Raw genomic sequence first — 15,116 nt, forward strand, 5'->3', positions numbered from 1 at the left:
CGTCTCATCTGACTTGACAAGCACCGAACTCGGTGACAGAGGGTGCCTGGTGATCTCGCGGCGTGACCCCGCTTGACCTTGACACGGTGACAAGGTCTTCACTGTGTCGAGGAGGGGGTCCCGATCACCATGCCGAAACAGGACACGGATACAATTCGAGCTTTCCAGGGGCTGGAGGACAGCCGCTCGTCAGTGCGGCTGCGGGCAGCGCTAGCGGTCGGCACGACCCCTGACCCGCGGTTCATCGACAAGCTCATCGAACGATGCGCGATCGAACCCGAATTCTACGTGCGCGACATGCTTACGTGGGCACTCACCCGCCACTCAGCATCAATGACGGTCCCAGTGCTTCTCAATGAAGTCCGCTCGGAGCGTGCGCAGGCACGAAGCCAGGCGTTGCACACGCTGTCCAAGATCGGGGATCGGCAAGCGTGGCCAGCGATCACACGGGCGCTTCTGTCCGACGCTGACGATGAGGTGGCGCGGAGCGCTTGGCGGGCAGCGGTCGTGCTCGTGCCCGAAGGTGAAGAGCCCGAGTTGGCCGCAGTGTTGTCGACACAGCTCGGGCGCGGCGAACGTGAGACGCAGCTGAGCCTCAGCCGGGCGCTGATCGCGCTCGGTGAGGTGATTTTGCCAACTCTGCGCGCTGCGATGACGGATCTCGACCCTCGCGTGCGCGAGCACGCGATCGCCACGGAACGGCTGTTGCGCGACCCGGATGCCGGATTCGAGTTCGCGATCGAGGAGGCGAAGCGCGTCGTAGCCCTCGGCAGGATCAGCCAGGAGGGGTGATAGGCAGTGTTGATCGGTGATGTGGCACGACGGTCCGGGGTCAGCGCCCGCATGCTCAGGCATTACGACTCGCTCGGCCTGGTGCGGCCAACGGGTCGTACCGACGCTGGCTATCGCCAGTACTCCAGCGAGGACATCCGGCGGATCTTCCATATCGAGAGCCTGCGGTCATTGGGGCTGTCGCTGCGTGAAGTCAGGCGCGCGCTCGATGATCCCGGCTTCACGCCCTCAGAGCTCGTCGACGACCTCATCCGCCAGACGCGAGAACGCATTGCGGGTGAGACCGAGCTGCTCACGCGACTCCGTCGGATCGGTGCCGCGGAACCCGCCGGCTGGGAGGACGTCCTCCAGATCGTTGCACTCCTCCAGGCGTTGGGGTCAAAGAGCCCTGGGAAGCGCCAGCGCGCGGCCTTGGCCTCAGTCGAAGAGGTTCCGGTGCCAGTGGAAGCACTGGTCGAGGCAGCGCTGAGCGAGACGGACCCGAACGTCGCCGGAGCCCTTCGTTGGGCTCTGGCGCAATCGGGCGATGGCGGATTGGCGCTGCTGGCGGAGGGCCTCGGCTCACCAGTAGCCGAGGTGCGGAAACGTGCCGTCCAGTCCATCGCTGAGATTCCGAACGGTAAGGCGACCGCACTGCTGCAGGACGCCCTCGCGAACCCCGACATCGTGGTCCGCAGGTGTGCAGCTCTGGCGCTCGGGGCACGTGGAGTAGCCGACGCGGTCCCGACGCTCATCGATATGATCGTCGAGGAGACGAATGACGTCGATGCAGCCGATGCACTGAGCGCGCTGGCGAGTCGTCCCGCGTTGGCGGATCAGATCGCCACCAGGCTCGTTGATTGCCTCGCCCACAGCACCGTTGAATCGTCTGCACGTCGACGGCTGACACAGGCGCTCGCGGATATCCCGGGAATCACAGCGTCACGTGCCCTCGCAGATCTGTCACATGACGAAGACCGTGCCGTTGCGCTTACTGCGAAATACATTCTCGGGATACGCAACGCACGATAACGGATCTTTCCTGGGGTGCTGTGTGCGTGGGGCCCAGTTGCAGTTGCCGCCCTGGACGTGTCCAGACGGCCGCTACGCCTGTTCACCGGCCTGAAACGCTCCCCGAAAAGTGCTTCTGATCCGACAGGTGCTTTTGAAGTTCGATATTCCGGAACTGGTAGAAAGGTCCTTCGGTGCGCAGCAGGCCCAACCGGTGGGCGTCCTCAAGGAAGCCCATGGCCCGCAGAGGCAGCACCCCTTTGGACGCGAGCCGGGGGACGGTGAGGCTATAGGCCAGCCAGGCATGGTGTCGCCCCTTGATGAGCTCGATCAGCAACCCCAGGAGCAACCCACCCGCGAACGCACCGATGAGACTGATCCCAACGTTCCAGAGAAGGATCACGGCCATGATTCCGATCGCGATTCCGATGACGACCTGGACGAGCGTGAGGTTTCTGTCGGCCCGCCACGTAGCACGCGGAGATCGTGCCGTGGTGGCAGTGGTGGGGTGCTCGAACCGGGGCACTCCGAGCATGAACACGAAGACGAGCCCGGTCAGGAGGCCGATCTGCATCGCGTACAGACCTGACTCACCTATGCGCCAGCCCACAAAAGCACCCAGGAGCCCGATGATCAGTGTCTCAATGATCGTACGAAGGACAAGGGGGCGCTTTCCACGGAGCCGGAGATCGACATATCCAGGTGTCTGCGTGAACCATGATCCGGTCGTGAGCATCAGCACGAGCGCGGAAAGGAGGCCCACCACTGCTCCGACCACCGGCACCGTCAGGGCGCCGAACGTGAGCCCGGCCAGCAGTCCGTACCCGAGGCTGACCGTCAACCGGATCGAACGAGTTGGGGTGTAGCGCGCGAGATGCCACCAGGCCATACCGTGGGTGTCCGCGCCGGTGACCGCGAGCTGGCGCGCGAGGTAGGTGAGCCACCGGTGCACCTGGTCAGGCTCCCAGGAGTGGTACGGCCGGAAGGGCTGGACCGGGTCGTCGGCAGGAGGGCGTGACTTGACGAGTTCGGGGATGAGCCGGTCGCACAGGTGGTCGCGCAGGTCGGACGGATCCCCGTGCCCGAGATTCAGCAGCGGTTTCGGGTCCACTCTGGAGGCGACGTAGGCGATGCGCACGAGCCACAAGCCCAGAGCTGTCGAGGTGACCTCGAGCAGGGCGGGAGCGGAGCCGTCCCGCAACGCGTCCAGAACGTGTGACCAGGTGGCGGGAGGCCGGGGCGGAAGGCATGCCTGGAGATAATCGGCGGCCGCTCCGGGGGAAAGGGGCCGCGGTTCGATGACCGCCGCCGCGGTGAGCACGTCACCGACCACGTTGACCGATTCCGCGAACTGGGCCGTACGGCAGGTGAGGATCAGCTGATCGTCCCCGCTCATCGACCGGTTCAGCGCGGCGAGGATGTCAGCCCTGGTCTCGTCGGACAGCTCGTCGAGCCCGTCAAGGACGGGCAGCACCTCACCGCGGTACGCAAGTGTTCGTGGGGTGTCCGGCGGCATTCCCTCCGCGCGTAGCGCTGGATAATCCATCCTGAGGCATTCCGCCAACCAGTCCCGTAGCTGAGGGCGGGCTTTGGTGTCCCATCGCGCCGCCGACAGGAGGACCGGAACGGGTTCACCGGGACGCCGTGTCCTCAGCAGCTCCATGAGCAGTTGTACAGCCAGGGTCGTCTTTCCCACGCCCGGCCCGCCGAGAATCACCAGGCGCCGGCATCGGAGCGTACGGAAGTCGTTGACCATGGCGGTGATGTGCCCGCTGAGGCTGGGAAACGCCACGGCTCCCTCGGCGATGAGACGGGGGTGGTCCATCAGTTCTTCGTGTTCGGTCGATCGCCAGGGCACCGGGATGGGCTCGGGGTCCCCGAGCGACCGGAGGACCGTCTCCTCCTTCCACTGCTCGGTCACCAGGCCCGCAAGAATGTCTTTGGCGGTGCTGATTTCGGTGGTTGTGGAGGCGCCCAGGGGTCCGGTGGCCTTCCGCCACCAGCCCAGCAGCAGCATTGACCCGTTGAAGAGCGCGATGAGGCCACCCAGTGTCGACACGATCGACCCGAACCCGACGGCCATGCCCTTCCCAGACCCATGCCCGAAGTCCGGCGCCCACTTGAAGAGTACGGGTGCCAGTACCAGGAGACAGACCCCTAACACCATTAAGGCTACGACTTGAAAATTTTTCTGCGAGCGTCGTCTCTGCATAAAGCCATCGTCTGACCGTGCGGTTTTATCGCGTAACCAGCAGTCCGCAAGCGGCAGGTTGATTGAGCACAAAGGCTCGCACGCAGTCCAATATAAAGGTCAAACTGAGGTATATCAGGGCTGCTCGTCCCGGACGGCGGCTCGGCCTCGGGGCCCGGGCACAACGAGGTTGCCGCCGGTGATGAGCATGAAGCGCTCCAGGCCGGGCACGAGCACGTGCACGGCGGTGATCTCTGCGCGGAGGGTGGCCACGGTACGTGCGTACGGTGGGTGGCCGTGCGCCGCCAGGATGGCGATCAGCCTGCGCAGCTGGGCGGCAGGATCGGGCAGGCGACCGGCCGGGGTGCAGGGCACCGCGCGGGCACCGCGCAGGTGATCGGTGAGGTCGAACCGTCCGCAGGCGTACAAGGCGGGGTGGCCGGTGAGCCCCGTCAGGTCGCCACGGGGCGTGTCGCCCGGTTCCCTCAGGGCCTCGCCCACGGTGGTCTGGAGGAGCTCGGTGAGCGCTCGCCAGGCGGCATGGGTCGAGCTGAGGGAGGTGCCCGCACCGCGCCGGTGCGGGCGTCCGCCGGCCGGAGCGGTGTACGCGAGCATGCTCGGCACCCCGAGGTCGCTCGTGATGTCCAGCAGGAACACCGGAGAGCCGGTGAACCGCTCGGCCGCCGCATAGGCGCTCGCGAGCTCGCCAGGGAGGGACGCCGGGTCGATCACGGTGGGCCGGAAGCCGTCCGCGCCGAGGAAGGCGCGCACCAGGAACAGCGACAGGGCGTCGCGTTCGATGGCCTCGTTGACAGCGTGCAACAGCGCCTCGGCCGCGGTGACGCCGATGGCGGAGCCGCTGTTGCAGCTGTACCGCATCAGGTCGCCGTAGTCACAGGTGTCCGCGGCCTGCTCGCGAAGCCGGTCGCCCTCCGCCTCGAGATACCAGGGAGCCGACAGGAACAGCGGCACCAGGATCTCCGGGCCTCCTCCCAGCGGGCGGTAGCGGTGACAGGCCAGCCGCCGGGCCGGTGTCCGGCCCAACAGTACTGAGCAAGCCTCATGTCTCAGCGGCCCGGCCGCGAGCCGAGCGGAGCCGACCAGTTCCACGGCTGACGGGTCGAACAGGTCCGGACCGGTGAGGTAGTGCTCAAGTGCCTCGAACACCGCACCGATCCGGGCCTCGTCACGCCGTCCCTTGCCCATCCCCTGGGCCGTCGCCGGCGCGCCCCCGTCGCCCGTACGCATCCGGCACGACCAGGCAGTCGGCTCACCACCCCGACCCAGATCGGTCAGCTCAGGTCGCATGCCGAAGTCGGCCAGCGCCGCCATCACCCGCTTCGCGGCCTCCGCCAGCGGGACCACGCGCTCCACCGGGAGCCGGTCACCGCTCCTTCGCTCCAGCCCGCATACCCGGGCCGTCCTCTTTATCGCCGCTGAGACGGTAGGGCGCGGAGACGGTCGTATTACTCGCCGCACGATTTCTGCGTGTTACTCGCCGCACGATTTCTGCGTGCTCCCTTCCCTGCCCGCTGAACGGCGGCCCTCGCGCCAAGCAGCTCTTCCAGCCGCTCACGTTCGGCTTCGGTCAGCGTCTGACGACGGCTGTCCAGGGACTCGCACCTCTTGAAGTCCACACGGTTACCCATGAGAATTGCTCCTCACATGTGCGAGACTTAGATTCATTCCCCGGAACAAGCCGGACGAACATTGACGATGGTGTGGATCGAACCCAGCCCGCCCGTCAGGTTCGCCGGATGGCGGTGAGCTTGATCCGGGCATCATTTCCGAGGATCTTTTCTGCGGCCGGCGGCAGCGGCAGATGCACGATCCATGTTCCCCGTACGGGGTTATCCATGGGCAGCGTCGGAGCATCCAGGTCTTGTGGTCGGTAGGTCGCGATCCGCCCGATGGCGGAGTTCCATGTGGTCCAGACGCGGAGCCGACCGTCGCATGGTCGTACGTCGACGATCAGGGTGTCGTCGAAGTCCGCCGCATGCTCCAGGTGGTGATCGAAAACTAAGTGCCCGTCCCGCTGCCGGAGCGACAGGAGCCGCAGTTGGAGGCTGAATCGCGCGGCCTGGTCCTTCTCCGGTGTGCGGTCGCTGCGCAGGAACGTCACCGCGAGCGGTTCCGGCTGCCCATCGGGCCCGTCGAACAGTTGGATGGGGCACCAGTGGCCGGCCGTCTGCTCGTGCTGGATGACCGGGACGCCGCGGACGGACAGCCGTACCTCCGCCTGCCAGACGACGTCGAGGTCCTGCTCCGGCGGTCGGCGGTGACCCACGAGCTCCGCCCGTACCTGAAGGTCACCGAAGAGGAACCGCTGCAGGTTCTGGTAGCCCTCCTCCGAGTTCACCAGGCCATAGGGGCCGCTGTGGCTGCGGTGGACGACGATGCGATGCGCCCCCGGCACGTAGGCGTTCTCGATCTGAACGAGCCCGTCGCTCCTGGGGCCGACGGCCAGAGCCGAAAGACCGTGCGCCGTGGGGTAGTCCTCCGGGTCGGTCCCCACCAGACAGCAGATCCGGTCAAGCGGGAACTCCGCGTCGGTCATCCGCGCCGGATCCCAGCCCTCGGGGCACTCCCCGTCGGTCCGCAGCCGCTGGGCCGGGGTCAGGTACTCGTACATCCGGTCGGCTCCGAAGACGTCCGCGCCCTCTACGCCGGCGTCACGCAGCCATCCCAGGATGTGCGAGCCGAGATCGAAGGCGATGCCTCTGTGGGGCGTGCCGTAGGTGAAGAGCCTGTCGACGAACTCGGTAGCCTTCCGCCCCGGCCGCCGATCCGGGATGATCTTCTGGATGAGGCACCGGCAGATGAGGCCCCCCATCGAGTGGGCCACGAGGTGCACCCGCGGTGCCCGGGTCTTGGCCTGGAGCAACTCGATGAGATCGAGCAGATCCTCCGCCGCCTTCTCCAGGCGGAACTCCTTGGGGTCCTTGCTCAGCGAGCTCGCGGAGACGTCGTAGAACCGGTGGATCCAGATGCTGGCCGGGTCGACCTTCGGCTCGCGTCTCAGGTAGGCCATCTGATCGCCGTGGACGAAGGTCTCGTAGCCCCCGTCCTGGTGTAACCGGAGCAGCGGGCCCTCGAACTGATAGAAGATCGGATCCCCTCCCGCGCCCACTCGAACGTGGACGGAGCCCTCGTTGAACCCGTAGAGGGGATCCGCTACGGCCTGTTCGATGCCCGAACCCGCGAACCCTCGTACGTAGACGATCGGCAGCTTCGCCATCATGATCTATCCCCCGGCACAGATGCCCATTCAGGTGCACGACCATCATCGGCACGTGCAGTCGGCACGGGCGATGGTGATGGCCAGTGCGGTGTTGGTGACGGAGATGGCGGTCGCGACGGCGGCGACCCGGCGGGGCAACTGGTGCCGCAGGCCGGCCGAGGCGGCAGACACCGCGTCGGTCGCGTGGATCGCGATTCCGGCGTACTGGGCCCGCCTGCGCGCCTCCCCGCCGAGCGTCGGCGGCCACAACAGGTCCAGGGCCAGCACGACGGTCCGGACGCCGAACATCCTAAACGGGTAGATCGCCACCCCATTGGCGACCGGATTGGCGCCTAGCCGGCGCAGCATGAACTCCGGCGCCACCATGGCCATCGTGCCGTTGAACAGTCGGATGACACCGAGGGCAATGCGGGCTTGATCGGAATTGAGAGCCATCGCACTCATCCCCTAGCAGAGCAGGCGCAGAACAAATAACTCTTTAAGCGGTTATATGTACATATTGTCATTCTAGGTTGCGGGTTTTACCCAACGTCGAGAAGCGTTCGTTGGAGAAGCCATAAGAGGCCCTACGTAGGGATCGAGGACGGATCATGTACGTCCTGCCTGCATCGACCGACATACTCTCCATACCCAATGCCGGGCTCGACCGAATCTTCCGGGCGAGCCCCGCCGGGCCGATCCCGGACGGGGAGGCCCAGGGGACCGCGCTGCTCTTCTCCGGCACGGTGCTCGGACGGGCCATCGCACGGGTGGTGCACCTGCTCGTCTGGCAGGGCAAGGTCTTCGACCGGGACCACGGGCGGCTGCTCAACAAGGTGACTCCGTTCGGCCTTCGCAGGTTTCCGGCCGAGGTCCGGCATGGACCCAGCTTGGTCGACGGGAAGGAGTGCGTCGTCGTGGACTACTCGCACACCCCCGGCCCGGTGGGCGGGCTGCAAGACGAGATCAGGCTGGTCGCCCCGAACCTCTACCTGGGCGTGATCTTCTTTCGCGGCCGGCGTGTCATGGCCGCCTTCTCCCTGCGCTTCGGTACGGGTTCTGCCGGGCGGGTGTGACGACATGCCGCATCAGATCGCCGTGACGATTCGCGCCCCTATCGATGAGGGGCGAGCCGACGAACTGCGCAAACGACTGGTAGAGGTGGGCCGGGCGGGCATGGCCGGTGCGCCGTTCCGGTTCGACCGGTTACCCGGCGTCCACTTCGCGCGGTTCTTCGTCCTGCCCGAACAGCAGGACCTGACCGGTGCGGTGATCCCGGCCGGGCTCGTCTACCTGGGAGAGGTGGACGCTCCGCTGGGACGTCACCTGGCCAACCTTCTGGACGTCGCGGGCGAAGGCGTCGACGAGGTCTTCGGCTACTGCACCGGCTATCCCGGAACCGGAGCGTCCCGTACGACGCGCTTACGCTGGCTGCGGGCGCACTCGATGCCCGCTGACGCCTTCTACGTCAACACGATCGGCCGTGGTCAGGCGCAGATCCGTGCCGAGGCCACGCTGCGGGCGGCCATCGAGGAGTTCCTGGACGGGCAGCACGAGGACCTGTCCGACCGCACCCCGCTCCAGATTCGGCAGGAGATCCGGGCCTACGTCAACGACACGCCCGAGCTCGCATGGGCGCTGCACCCGCCGCCCCGGCCGGCCTTGTCGTGGCGGGCGAAAGAGGCGCTGCACCGCTTCGGCGTGCCGGCGCTGCTTCTGCCCGCCCTCCCGGCCCTGATCGTCGCGGCACCGGTCTGGGCGGTGCTGCTGCGCCTGCACGAGCTGCGAGACGAGCCCGACACCGAACGCCCGGCACCCGAGCAACTCCAGGAACTGGCCGAGCTCGAGGACCTGGCCGCACAGAACCCGTTCACCGCCGTCGGCCTCGTCAAGCCGGGGCCGCTACGGGGGCTGACCATCCGCCTGGTGCTGAGCGCCATCGACTACGCCGTGCGCCATCACTACGGCCACGCCGATCTGGCCGGAGTGAAGACCATTCACTTCGCCCGCTGGGTGTCCATGGACGACCGGCGGCGGGTGCTGTTCGCCAGCGACTACGACGGCAGTCTCGAAAGCTACATGGACGACTTCATCGACAAGGTCGCCTGGGGCCTCAACGCCGTGTTCGGCAACGGCGTCGGATATCCGCGGACCCGCTGGCTGCTGTTCGGCGGTGCGCGGGACGAGCAAGCCTTCAAGTACTACCTGCGGCGCCACCAGATACCCACTGCGGCGTGGTACTCGGCCTACGAATCGCTCACCGCACGCAACATCGAGCGGAACGCGCTCATCCGGGCCGGCCTGAACGGTGAGATGAGCCCGGCCGAGGCCGAACGCTGGCTGCGGATGCTGTGAGGTCGCGATCGCGAGGAGGTGACGAGCATGCAGCCGGAACTGGAACTGGAGGACGTCCAGGGGCTGGTGGCCCGCGGTTACCGCACGCTGCCCGCCGGGTGCTTCACCCTCTTCGGTGTCGAGGACCCCGCGGCCGGTGACACGCTCGAAGGGCTGATCCCACGGATCCCGAACGCCGGCCCGTTCACCGGCGATGTCGCCCTCCACCTGGCCCTGACCGCCTCCGGGCTGCGCAGGCTGGGATTACCCGCGCCGATCATGGAGGGCTTCGCGGCCGAGTTCACCGAGGGCATGACCGCGCCGCATCGCAGCCGATTCCTGGGCGACACCGGGGATACCGACCCGCGGTCATGGCTGTGGGGCGGACCCGCGTCCCCCCGGTGTGACGGCATGGTGCTGCTCTATGCTCGCGACGCCACCCTGCTGAACGCCCAACAGGACCTGCTGTGCCAAGCCCTGCGGGCCGGCGGCCTGACCGTGCTCGCGGAGCTGCGCACACTCCCGTTCACCGACACCGAGCCGTTCGGCTTCCGCGACGGCATCTCCCAGCCGGTGATCGAGGGCCTGTCGAAGGCCGCCGCGGCCGCACGGACCGTCCCTGCGGGCGAGTTCGTCCTCGGCTATCCGAACGCCTACGGCCTGCTCACCGACCGGCCACTGCTACCTTCCTCGGCCGACCCCGACCGGCTGCTCCCCCGGGACCACCGCCGCGACGGCCTGGCCGACCTGGGCCGAGGCGGCAGCTACTTGGTGCTCCGCCAGCTCGAACAGGATGTCGCCGCCTTCCACAGGTACGTCAAGGACGCCGCCGGGCCGGCGGGCCCGGACCTACTGGCTGCCAGGCTGATCGGCCGCTGGCCGAGCGGCGCCCCGCTGGTCAAGACCCCAGACGACGACCCCCGGCTCCGCGATGATAATGAGTTCGGCTACCACCGCGCCGATCCGTACGGTCTGGCCTGCCCGATCGGCGCGCACATCCGCCGGGCCAACCCGCGGGACTCGCTCGACCCGGACCCCGGCACCGCGAAGTCCCTGGAGATCAACGACCGGCACCGCCTGCTGCGCCGCGGCCGCCCCTACGACACCGACGGCGCCACCGGGCTGTACTTCCTCTGCCTCAGCGGCAATCTCGCCAGGCAGTACGAGTTCGTCCAGCACACCTGGGTGAACGATCCGGCGTTCAACGGGCTGTCCGACGCCACGGACCCCCTTGTGGGGCCGCGTGGCCCGGGCGGCACGACCTTCACCGTTCAGGCCCGGCCGGCGCGCGAGCGCCATCTGGGCCTGCCGGCCTTCGTCCGCGTCCGGGGCGGCGCCTACTTCTTCCTGCCGGGCATCCGAGCCCTGCGTTACCTGGCCCGGCTGCCCCGGACGCGCGGCGCATCGGGTGGCCACCGCACAAGGGCACGGCGTTAGGACGCCGCGTTTTCCCACGTACGGAGAGGTGATCAGCATGGTCAAGGCCAAGGGGCACACAGCGGTACGGCCCGTACCCGTCCGCGAGCGGGCTCGACCGGAGGTACGGCGAGCACGCGCGCGATCGGTGTTCGCGCGCCTCTACCAGGGCACGGCGGCGTGTCTGGACCGTACGATCGGCTGGCATCGACTGCCCACACCGCTCGGCTTACTCGTGCTGCTCGGGCTCCGCGACACCATGCGCCGGCAGAACCTCTTCGACACCGAGGTCCAGCCCGCCACCAACCGCCCGCCGTTACGCCCGTACACGCCAGAGGACCGCACGGCCAGGACCGCGGACGGCACGCACAACGACCCGGCCGACCCCCGGATGGGCATGGCCGGGGCGCGATTCGGACGCAACATTCCGATCGAGGCGACGTTCCCGGAAACACCACCTCAGATCCTGTCACCGAATCCCCGCGAGATCAGCCGCCGGCTGCTGACCCGCACCGAGCTGATCCCGGCCACGTCGGTCAACGCCCTGGTCAGCCCCTGGCTGCAGTTCATGATCCGAGACTGGTTCAGCCACGGCCCCAGCCCCAAGGACGAACCGTGGCAGATCCCGCTGGCCGCCGACGACCCGTGGCCGGCGCCGCCCATGACAGTGCTGCGCAGCCGGCCGGACCCGACCATGCCGCCCGGCGCCAGGCCACCGACCTGGGCGAGCACTGAGACCCACTGGTGGGACGCCTCGCAGATCTACGGATCGGGACCCGAGGTGCAAAGGCAGCTCCGTACGGGGCAGGACGGCAAGCTGCGCGTCACCCCAGAGGGGCTGCAGTGGCTGCCCGACGACCCGGCCATCGATCCCACCCAGGTGCCCGGCTTCTGGGCCGGGTTGCTGATGATGCACACGCTGTTCACCCACGAGCACAACGCGATCTGCGACCGGCTCCGCGCCGAGCACCCGACCTGGGGCGACGCGGAGCTGTTCCAGCGGGCCCGGCTGATCAACGCGGCGCTGATCGCCAAGATCCACACCGTGGAGTGGACACCCGCGGTCATCAGCCACCCCACGACCAAGGTGGGCCTGCGCGCCAACTGGTGGGGCCTGGCCGGCGAGCGGGTGCACCGCATGCTCGGCCGGATCGGACGCGGCGACCTCATCAGCGGGATCCCCGGGTCACGAACCCGGCTCGACGGCGTCCCGTTCGCGCTCACCGAGGAGTTCGTCGCGGTCTACCGCATGCACCCGCTGGTGCCCGACGACTTCCGGATCCGCTCACTCGCCGACGACCACGAGCTGGCCACCATCACCCTGCGCGACCTGGCGGGCCCACATGCGGCGGACGCCGTACAACGGCACGGGATCGAGAACCTGTTGTACTCCTTCGGCACGATGCATCCCGGGCTGGTCACCCTGCACAACTTCCCACGGTTCCTGCAGGAGTTCCACCGGCCTGACGGCCACCTGCAGGACCTCGCCGCCACCGACATCCTGCGTACGAGGGAGCTGGGCGTGCCGCGCTACAACGAGTTCCGACGGCTGCTGCGGCTCGCGCCGGCCAAGACCTTCCTCCAGCTCACCGGTGACCCGGCGACGGCCAGGGAGATCGAGGAGATCTATCAGGGCGACATCGAGCAAGTAGACCTCATGATCGGCATGTACGCCGAGAGGCGGCCACAGGGCTTCGCCTTCAGCGACACGGCCTTCCGCATCTTCCTGCTGATGGCCACCCGCCGGTTGAACGCCGACCGGTTCCTCTCCGAGTTCTACCGGCCGGAGGTCTACACGCGGGAGGGCCTGGCCTGGGTGGCCGACAACACCATGACGTCGGTGCTGCTGCGCCACTACCCGAACCTGCGGCCCGCGCTCGCCGGTGTGCCCAACGCGTTCATGCCGTGGTCTCACGTGGCGGACACGACGGTGCCGTGACAGCGGCGCGCTCGTCATGAACCGAGGAGGATCCCATGGCCCAACCACAAGAACCGGGCATCGAGGAAGCCCGACTGGTCGCCGATAACGTCGATCGGACACCGAACGCGGCGACCGAGCCCGACGAAGAACAGGCGCTCCGCGACCGGTAACGGCGAGCCGGATCCCGACGGTGTCTACCGTGGAGAAGGGCCAGGCCATGACCGTTGAAAGTATGCTCATCGAAGTGCGCAAGCACGTAGGGCTCGGCGAGCCCAACTTCATCCAGGCGTGGTATCGGGAACGCAACGGCAACGATTACGCGGGGAACTTCCCCTGGTGTGACGCGTTCGTGACCTACTGCGCGTACAGGTCCGGGAACCACAAGGCGGTGTGTCCTGCGGGGGACCGCGCCTACACCGTGTGGCACGCGCAAGACTTTCAGAACCTCGGGCGCTGGCACCCCGGCACGGCGGTGAACGTGGACCGGGCCCGGCCGGGCGACGTCGTCTTCTTCGACTGGGGCAACACCGACGTCATCAGCACGACATCCCAGCGATCCTCGACCTGTCGGAAGAGATGATGGCCGACCTCACCGGAGCGCGCTCCAACAGCGTGCACGTCAGGTTCCAGGTGCTGTCCTGGGGAACCGGCCGCGGCTACCGCCACTCGGGCACCGGTTACGACCTGGCCATGGCCGGGCTCACTCCGCAACTGAACGTGGACGGGAACTTCGGCCCGCTGACCGAAGCGGGCGTCAAGCGGCTGCAGCAGAAGGCGAACATCACCGTGACCGGCGTGTACGACGAGGAGTCGGAGGTCGTGCTGAGGGCGGTGCTCCAGACCATGGCGTAAGGGTGACTTGGTCGACTCCGTACCTACCGGAAGCTCCGCAGCTTCACCTGCCGAGGCCGAGGTTGCCGTTTCGGTACTGCCGATGATGCCCGGCATGCCCGAACGCCGCACCCACGACCCCATTCCATGGAGACCGACCGGCCCCGCTCTAGTGCAACTGGCCCGCCAGTCGAGCCTGCTCGAGCCGTGCGCTAGCCGATCGAGCCCGCCACGCAGGTACACATCAAGGGGGACTTGAGTATCTGTACTCAGGCGGTGGCATCACCTGGGCAACATGATCGCTGCATGAATCAACACGAAGACCGCATTCGGGATGCCCTGGAGCGGCTGGTGACGGAGCGGGTCGTGGCACCGGCGCAGGTCGAGCCGATCACACAAGCGGTACGGGATGCATTGGCCGCACCGATACCGCAACGAGGTGCCCGCTGGACCGAGATCATCTCGTACGCGGGCGGTGCGCTGGTGCTGGCCGGCGCCATGGCCATGTTAGGACCGGCCTGGCAGGACCTGTCCAGGGGAGTGCGGTTCGGCCTGCTCGGGCTGATCACGGTACTTCTGCTGGGCGTCGCTCTCGTGGTGCAGCGAACCGGCTCGGCGGCGCGCCGGCGGGTCGCTGGTGTGCTGTGGACGCTCGGCGCGGGCACGGCGGCCCTCGGTGCCGCCCAACTCGCACACGAAAATGAGGCGCTGATCGGCAGTGTGGTGGGCCTCGTCGTTGCGGTCGCCGGGTACGTCCGCTTCCCGGGATCGGTGGGGCTGCTGGCCATCGGCGTGCTCAGCATGACCGCGACGATCATGCTGCTCGACCTGATCGACCTCCGATCGAGATTGCTCGAGGCGTTCGCCGTGATCGCTCTCGGTACCGTCTTCGCGGCGCTTGCGGCGGCGGGCGTGTTGCGGCACCGAGCGCTGGGCCTTGGGATCGGATCGGTGCTGGCTCTGATCGGAGCTCAGTGGCCCGTGCTACTGACAGACCACGGCGCGTGGCCATACCTCCTGACATTGGTCATCGCGGTGGGATGCCTGGCGCTCTACATGTGGGAGAACACGTGGGTGCTGATCGTCGCGGGGGTCGCCGGAATCGCCATCGCCGTCCCCGAGGCGATCTGGAATCTCACCAACGGTGCTCTGGGTGGCGGGATCATGACGGTCCTCACCGGGTTCATCCTGCTGGGGGCCGGGGTCCTCGGGTTGATATGGCACCGCAACGTCGGTTGACAACAATCGCGACCACCCCTGCGGATGGGTTACGACCAACAGGGAGCATGGGTTGGCGGGTCTGGCCGATGAGCCGCGGCCGGGTCGGCCACCATCGATCCTGCTCGATCAGGTCGAGGAGGTGGTGGCGTTCACGCTGGAGAAGACGCCGGGCGAGGCGACGCTGGTCGCGTAGGTCGATG

Annotated in this window: 14 protein-coding genes; 10 read left to right on the plus strand and 4 right to left on the minus strand. The window is 67.5% G+C overall.

Annotation, left to right across the window (positions count from 1 at the left end; translation table 11 throughout):
- Positions 1-129: 129 nt before the first annotated feature.
- Positions 130-792: a HEAT repeat domain-containing protein gene (locus HKK74_RS17660; protein WP_222722393.1), complete on the plus strand. Its 663-nt coding sequence runs from the start codon at positions 130-132 to the stop codon at positions 790-792.
- A 6-nt stretch (positions 793-798) separates the two neighbouring features.
- Positions 799-1,803, plus strand: a complete 1,005-nt coding sequence (locus HKK74_RS17665) for a HEAT repeat domain-containing protein (protein WP_187244324.1) — start codon at positions 799-801, stop codon at positions 1,801-1,803.
- Between the two features lie 82 nt (positions 1,804-1,885).
- Here the strand turns inward: HKK74_RS17665 and HKK74_RS17670 are convergent, their stop codons facing one another.
- The 4 genes from HKK74_RS17670 to HKK74_RS17685 form a co-directional block, all read right to left on the minus strand.
- Entirely contained in the window at positions 1,886-3,865 is a 1,980-nt protein-coding gene (locus tag HKK74_RS17670; protein WP_187244325.1) for an NACHT domain-containing protein, read from the minus strand.
- 243 nt (positions 3,866-4,108) lie between these two features.
- Positions 4,109-5,347: a YcaO-like family protein gene (locus tag HKK74_RS17675; RefSeq protein ID WP_222722394.1), complete on the minus strand. Its 1,239-nt coding sequence runs from the start codon at positions 5,345-5,347 to the stop codon at positions 4,109-4,111.
- A gap of 370 nt (positions 5,348-5,717) precedes the next feature.
- Positions 5,718-7,214 (minus strand): esterase/lipase family protein, encoded by a 1,497-nt coding sequence (locus HKK74_RS17680; RefSeq protein WP_222722395.1) that lies wholly within the window; start codon positions 7,212-7,214, stop codon positions 5,718-5,720.
- A 42-nt stretch (positions 7,215-7,256) separates the two neighbouring features.
- Positions 7,257-7,649, minus strand: a complete 393-nt coding sequence (locus HKK74_RS17685) for a hypothetical protein (RefSeq protein ID WP_187244327.1) — start codon at positions 7,647-7,649, stop codon at positions 7,257-7,259.
- Between the two features lie 155 nt (positions 7,650-7,804).
- Between HKK74_RS17685 and HKK74_RS39110 the strand changes: the two genes are divergently transcribed.
- From HKK74_RS39110 to HKK74_RS40875, 8 genes are all read left to right on the plus strand, one after another.
- Complete coding sequence (locus HKK74_RS39110) at positions 7,805-8,269, plus strand: hypothetical protein (RefSeq protein ID WP_222722396.1); 465 nt, start codon at positions 7,805-7,807, stop codon at positions 8,267-8,269.
- A gap of 4 nt (positions 8,270-8,273) precedes the next feature.
- Positions 8,274-9,548: a hypothetical protein gene (locus HKK74_RS17690; RefSeq protein ID WP_222722397.1), complete on the plus strand. Its 1,275-nt coding sequence runs from the start codon at positions 8,274-8,276 to the stop codon at positions 9,546-9,548.
- A 27-nt stretch (positions 9,549-9,575) separates the two neighbouring features.
- Positions 9,576-10,964, plus strand: coding sequence for a Dyp-type peroxidase (locus HKK74_RS17695; protein ID WP_187244328.1), 1,389 nt, complete (start codon positions 9,576-9,578; stop codon positions 10,962-10,964).
- A gap of 37 nt (positions 10,965-11,001) precedes the next feature.
- On the plus strand, positions 11,002-12,882 hold the full coding sequence (locus HKK74_RS17700) for a peroxidase family protein (RefSeq protein WP_187244329.1): 1,881 nt from the start codon (positions 11,002-11,004) through the stop codon (positions 12,880-12,882).
- Positions 12,883-13,081: 199 nt separating this feature from the next.
- Positions 13,082-13,444 carry a C40 family peptidase gene (locus HKK74_RS17705; RefSeq protein ID WP_187244330.1) on the plus strand — a complete coding sequence of 121 codons (363 nt, stop codon included), beginning with the start codon at positions 13,082-13,084 and terminating at the stop codon, positions 13,442-13,444.
- Complete coding sequence (locus HKK74_RS17710; protein ID WP_187244331.1) at positions 13,444-13,716, plus strand: peptidoglycan-binding domain-containing protein; 273 nt, start codon at positions 13,444-13,446, stop codon at positions 13,714-13,716. The genes HKK74_RS17705 and HKK74_RS17710 overlap by 1 nt, the downstream gene beginning before the upstream one ends.
- Positions 13,717-14,001: 285 nt before the next feature.
- Positions 14,002-14,934, plus strand: coding sequence for a DUF2157 domain-containing protein (locus HKK74_RS17715; RefSeq protein WP_187244332.1), 933 nt, complete (start codon positions 14,002-14,004; stop codon positions 14,932-14,934).
- Positions 14,935-14,986: 52 nt separating this feature from the next.
- Positions 14,987-15,109, plus strand: coding sequence for a hypothetical protein (locus HKK74_RS40875; protein ID WP_281397803.1), 123 nt, complete (start codon positions 14,987-14,989; stop codon positions 15,107-15,109).
- Positions 15,110-15,116: the final 7 nt, after the last annotated feature.

Origin of the sequence: Actinomadura alba, assembly GCF_014323705.1 — a bacterium.
GTDB classification, from domain to species: domain Bacteria; phylum Actinomycetota; class Actinomycetes; order Streptosporangiales; family Streptosporangiaceae; genus Actinomadura_C; species Actinomadura_C alba.